Here is a 3,553-nt window from a genome sequence, read left to right on the forward strand (position 1 = left end):
TGCTTACGGTTCACTACTCACGACGATGTTTTTTTTGGTACCTTTTTTTTCACCGGAAAGGACCCGTAAAGTGATAATGATTATCATCTACATATCACAACGTGCGTGGAGGCCATCAAACCACGTCAAATAATCAATTATGACGCAGGTATCGTATTAATTGATCTGCATCAACTTAACGTAAAAACAACTTCAGACAATACAAATCAGCGACACTGAATACGGGGCAACCTCATGTCAACGAAGAACAGAACCCGCAGAACAACAACCCGCAACATCCGCTTTCCTAACCAAATGATTGAACAAATTAACATCGCTCTTGAGCAAAAAGGGTCCGGGAATTTCTCAGCCTGGGTCATTGAAGCCTGCCGTCGGAGACTAACGTCAGAAAAGAGAGCATATACATCAATTAAAAGTGATGAAGAATGAACATCCCGCGTTCTTCCCTCCGAACAGGACGATATTGTAAATTCACTTAATTACGAGGGCATTGCAGTAATTGAGTTGCAGTTTTACCACTTTCCTGACAGTGACAGACTGCGTGTTGGCTCTGTCACAGACTAAATAGTTTGAATGATTAGCAGTTATGGTGATCAGTCAACCACCAGGGAATAATCCTTCATATTATTATCGTGCTTCACCAACGCTGCCTCAATTGCTCTGAATGCTTCCAGAGACACCTTATGTTCTATACATGCAATTACAACATCAGGGTAACTCATAGAAATGGTGCTATTAAGCATATTTTTTACACGAATCAGATCCACGGAGGGATCATCAGCAGATTGTTCTTTATTCATTTTGTCGCTCCATGCGCTTGCTCTTCATCTAGCGGTTAAAATATTACTTCAAATCTTTCTGTATGAAGATTTGAGCACGTTGGCCTTACATACATCTGTCGGTTGTATTTCCCTCCAGAATGCCAGCAGGACCGCACTTTGTTACGCAACCAATACTATTAAGTGAAAACATTCCTAATATTTGACATAAATCATCAACAAAACACAAGGAGGTCAGACCAGATTGAAACGATAAAAACGATAATGCAAACTACGCGCCCTCGTATCACATGGAAGGTTTTACCAATGGCTCAGGTTGCCATTTTTAAAGAAATATTCGATCAAGTGCGAAAAGATTTAGACTGTGAATTGTTTTATTCTGAACTAAAACGTCACAACGTCTCACATTATATTTACTATCTAGCCACAGATAATATTCACATCGTGTTAGAAAACGATAACACCGTGTTAATAAAAGGACTTAAAAAGGTTGTAAATGTTAAATTCTCAAGAAACACGCATCTTATAGAAACGTCCTATGATAGGTTGAAATCAAGAGAAATCACATTTCAGCAATACAGGGAAAATCTTGCTAAAGCAGGAGTTTTCCGATGGGTTACAAATATCCATGAACATAAAAGATATTACTATACCTTTGATAATTCATTACTATTTACTGAGAGCATTCAGAACACTACACAAATCTTTCCACGCTAAATCATAACGTCCGGTTTCTTCCGTGTCAGCACCGGGGCGTTGGCATAATGCAATACGTGTACGCGCTAAACCCTGTGTGCATCGTTTTAATTATTCCCGGACACTCCCGCAGAGAAGTTCCCCGTCAGGGCTGTGGACATAGTTAATCCGGGAATACAATGACGATTCATCGCACCTGACATACATTAATAAATATTAACAATATGAAATTTCAACTCATTGTTTAGGGTTTGTTTAATTTTCTACACATACGATTCTGCGAACTTCAAAAAGCATCGGGAATAACACCATGAAAAAAATGCTACTCGCTACTGCGCTGGCCCTGCTTATTACAGGATGTGCTCAACAGACGTTTACTGTTCAAAACAAACCGGCAGCAGTAGCACCAAAGGAAACCATCACCCATCATTTCTTCGTTTCTGGAATTGGGCAGAAGAAAACTGTCGATGCAGCCAAAATTTGTGGCGGCGCAGAAAATGTTGTTAAAACAGAAACCCAGCAAACATTCGTAAATGGATTGCTCGGTTTTATTACTTTAGGCATTTATACTCCGCTGGAAGCGCGTGTGTATTGCTCACAATAATTGCATGAGTTGCCCATCGATATGGGCAACTCTATCTGCACTGCTCATTAATATACTTCTGGGTTCCTTCCAGTTGTTTTTGCATAGTGATCAGCCTCTCTCTGAGGGTGAAATAATCCCGTTCAGCGGTGTCTGCCAGTCGGGGGGAGGCTGCATTATCCACGCCGGAGGCGGTGGTGGCTTCACGCACTGACTGACAGACTGCTTTGATGTGCAACCGACGACGACCAGCGGCAACATCATCACGCAGAGCATCATTTTCAGCTTTAGCATCAGCTAACTCCTTCGTGTATTTTGCATCGAGCGCAGCAACATCACGCTGACGCATCTGCATGTCAGTAATTGCCGCGTTCGCCAGCTTCAGTTCTCTGGCATTTTTGTCGCGCTGGGCTTTGTAGGTAATGGCGTTATCACGGTAATGATTAACAGCCCATGACAGGCAGACGATGATGCAGATAACCAGAGCGGAGATAATCGCGGTGACTCTGCTCATACATCAATCTCTCTGACCGTTCCGCCCGCTTCTTTGAATTTTGCAATCAGGCTGTCAGCCTTATGCTCGAACTGACCATAACCAGCGCCCGGCAGTGAAGCCCAGATATTGCTGCAACGGTCGATTGCCTGACGGATATCACCACGATCAATCATAGGTAAAGCGCCACGCTCCTTAATCTGCTGCAATGCCACAGCGTCCTGACTTTTCGGAGAGAAGTCTTTCAGGCCAAGCTGCTTGCGGTAGGCATCCCACCAACGGGAAAGAAGCTGGTAGCGTCCGGCGCCTGTTGATTTGAGTTTTGGGTTTAGCGTGACAAGTTTGCGAGGGTGATCGGAGTAATCAGTAAATAGCTCTCCGCCTACAATGACGTCATAACCATGATTTCTGGTTTTCTGACGTCCGTTATCAGTTCCCTCCGACCACGCCAGCATATCGAGGAACGCCTTACGTTGATTATTGATTTCTACCATCTTCTACTCCGGCTTTTTTAGCAGCGAAGCGTTTGATAAGCGAACCAATCGAGTCAGTACCGATGTAGCCGATAAACACGCTCGTTATATAAGCGAGATTGCTACTTAGTCCGGCGAAGTCGAGAAGGTCACGAATGAACTAGGCGATAATGGCGCACATCGTTGCGTCGATTACTGTTTTTGTAAACGCACCGCCATTATATCTGCCGCGAAGGTACGCCATTGCAAACGCAAGGATTGCCCCGATGCCTTGTTCCTTTGCCGCGAGAATGGCGGCCAACAGGTCATGTTTTTCTGGCATCTTCATGTCTTACCCCCAATAAGGGGATTTGCTCTATTTAATTAGGAATAAGGTCGATTACTGATAGAACAAATCCAGGCTACTGTGTTTAGTAATCAGATTTGTTCGTGACCGATATGCACGGGCAAAACGGCAGGAGGTTGTTAGCGCAAAAAAAAAATTCCAAAAAAAAAATTCCAAAAAAAAAAAGCGACTAACAAACACAAT

The 3,553-nt window shown here is 43.4% G+C and carries 6 protein-coding genes and 1 pseudogene; 3 read left to right on the forward strand and 4 right to left on the reverse strand.

From position 1 onward, the window contains the following. Positions 1 to 234: 234 nt before the first annotated feature. Positions 235 to 429, forward strand: coding sequence for a YlcI/YnfO family protein (locus tag ACZ25R_RS00005; RefSeq protein ID WP_001421937.1), 195 nt, complete (start codon positions 235 to 237; stop codon positions 427 to 429). Positions 430 to 593: 164 nt separating this feature from the next. Here the strand turns inward: ACZ25R_RS00005 and ybcW are convergent, their stop codons facing one another. Beyond that, positions 594 to 800, reverse strand: coding sequence for a protein YbcW (gene ybcW / locus ACZ25R_RS00010; RefSeq protein WP_001031427.1), 207 nt, complete (start codon positions 798 to 800; stop codon positions 594 to 596). Positions 801 to 1,085: 285 nt separating this feature from the next. Here ybcW and ACZ25R_RS00015 point away from each other — a divergent pair, with 285 nt between their 5' ends. Both ACZ25R_RS00015 and bor read left to right on the forward strand, forming a co-directional pair. Further along, the gene (locus ACZ25R_RS00015; protein ID WP_012775990.1) at positions 1,086 to 1,496 is read left to right on the forward strand and encodes a DUF1398 domain-containing protein; all 411 of its coding nucleotides are present in this window, start codon (positions 1,086 to 1,088) and stop codon (positions 1,494 to 1,496) included. A 289-nt stretch (positions 1,497 to 1,785) separates the two neighbouring features. After that, positions 1,786 to 2,079: a serum resistance lipoprotein Bor gene (gene bor / locus ACZ25R_RS00020; protein WP_000738492.1), complete on the forward strand. Its 294-nt coding sequence runs from the start codon at positions 1,786 to 1,788 to the stop codon at positions 2,077 to 2,079. Positions 2,080 to 2,110: 31 nt separating this feature from the next. Here bor and rzpD read toward each other — a convergent pair whose 3' ends face one another. The 3 genes and pseudogenes from rzpD to ACZ25R_RS00035 form a co-directional block, all read right to left on the reverse strand. Continuing rightward, the gene (gene rzpD, locus ACZ25R_RS00025) at positions 2,111 to 2,572 is read right to left on the reverse strand and encodes a prophage endopeptidase RzpD (protein WP_000092275.1); all 462 of its coding nucleotides are present in this window, start codon (positions 2,570 to 2,572) and stop codon (positions 2,111 to 2,113) included. Then, positions 2,569 to 3,045: a glycoside hydrolase family 24 protein gene (locus ACZ25R_RS00030; protein ID WP_000229403.1), complete on the reverse strand. Its 477-nt coding sequence runs from the start codon at positions 3,043 to 3,045 to the stop codon at positions 2,569 to 2,571. The genes rzpD and ACZ25R_RS00030 overlap by 4 nt, the downstream gene beginning before the upstream one ends. Next, positions 3,029 to 3,352, reverse strand: a pseudogene (locus ACZ25R_RS00035) (phage holin, lambda family). The gene ACZ25R_RS00030 and the pseudogene ACZ25R_RS00035 overlap by 17 nt, the downstream one beginning before the upstream one ends. Between the last annotated feature and the right edge of the window lie 201 nt (positions 3,353 to 3,553).

It is taken from the genome of Phyllobacterium sp. RCAM01083 (assembly GCF_055685835.1).

What these genes read in the sequence shown, in the direction of transcription:
- ACZ25R_RS00015 (WP_012775990.1), top strand. Translation starts at nt 1,086, where the DNA reads ATGGCTCAGGTTGCCATTTTTAAAGAAATATTCGATCAAGTGCGAAAA.
- ACZ25R_RS00005 (WP_001421937.1), top strand. Translation starts at nt 235, where the DNA reads ATGTCAACGAAGAACAGAACCCGCAGAACAACAACCCGCAACATCCGC.
- bor (WP_000738492.1), top strand. Translation starts at nt 1,786, where the DNA reads ATGAAAAAAATGCTACTCGCTACTGCGCTGGCCCTGCTTATTACAGGA.
- ybcW (WP_001031427.1), bottom strand. Translation starts at nt 800, where the DNA reads ATGAATAAAGAACAATCTGCTGATGATCCCTCCGTGGATCTGATTCGT.
- ACZ25R_RS00030 (WP_000229403.1), bottom strand. Translation starts at nt 3,045, where the DNA reads ATGGTAGAAATCAATAATCAACGTAAGGCGTTCCTCGATATGCTGGCG.
- rzpD (WP_000092275.1), bottom strand. Translation starts at nt 2,572, where the DNA reads ATGAGCAGAGTCACCGCGATTATCTCCGCTCTGGTTATCTGCATCATC.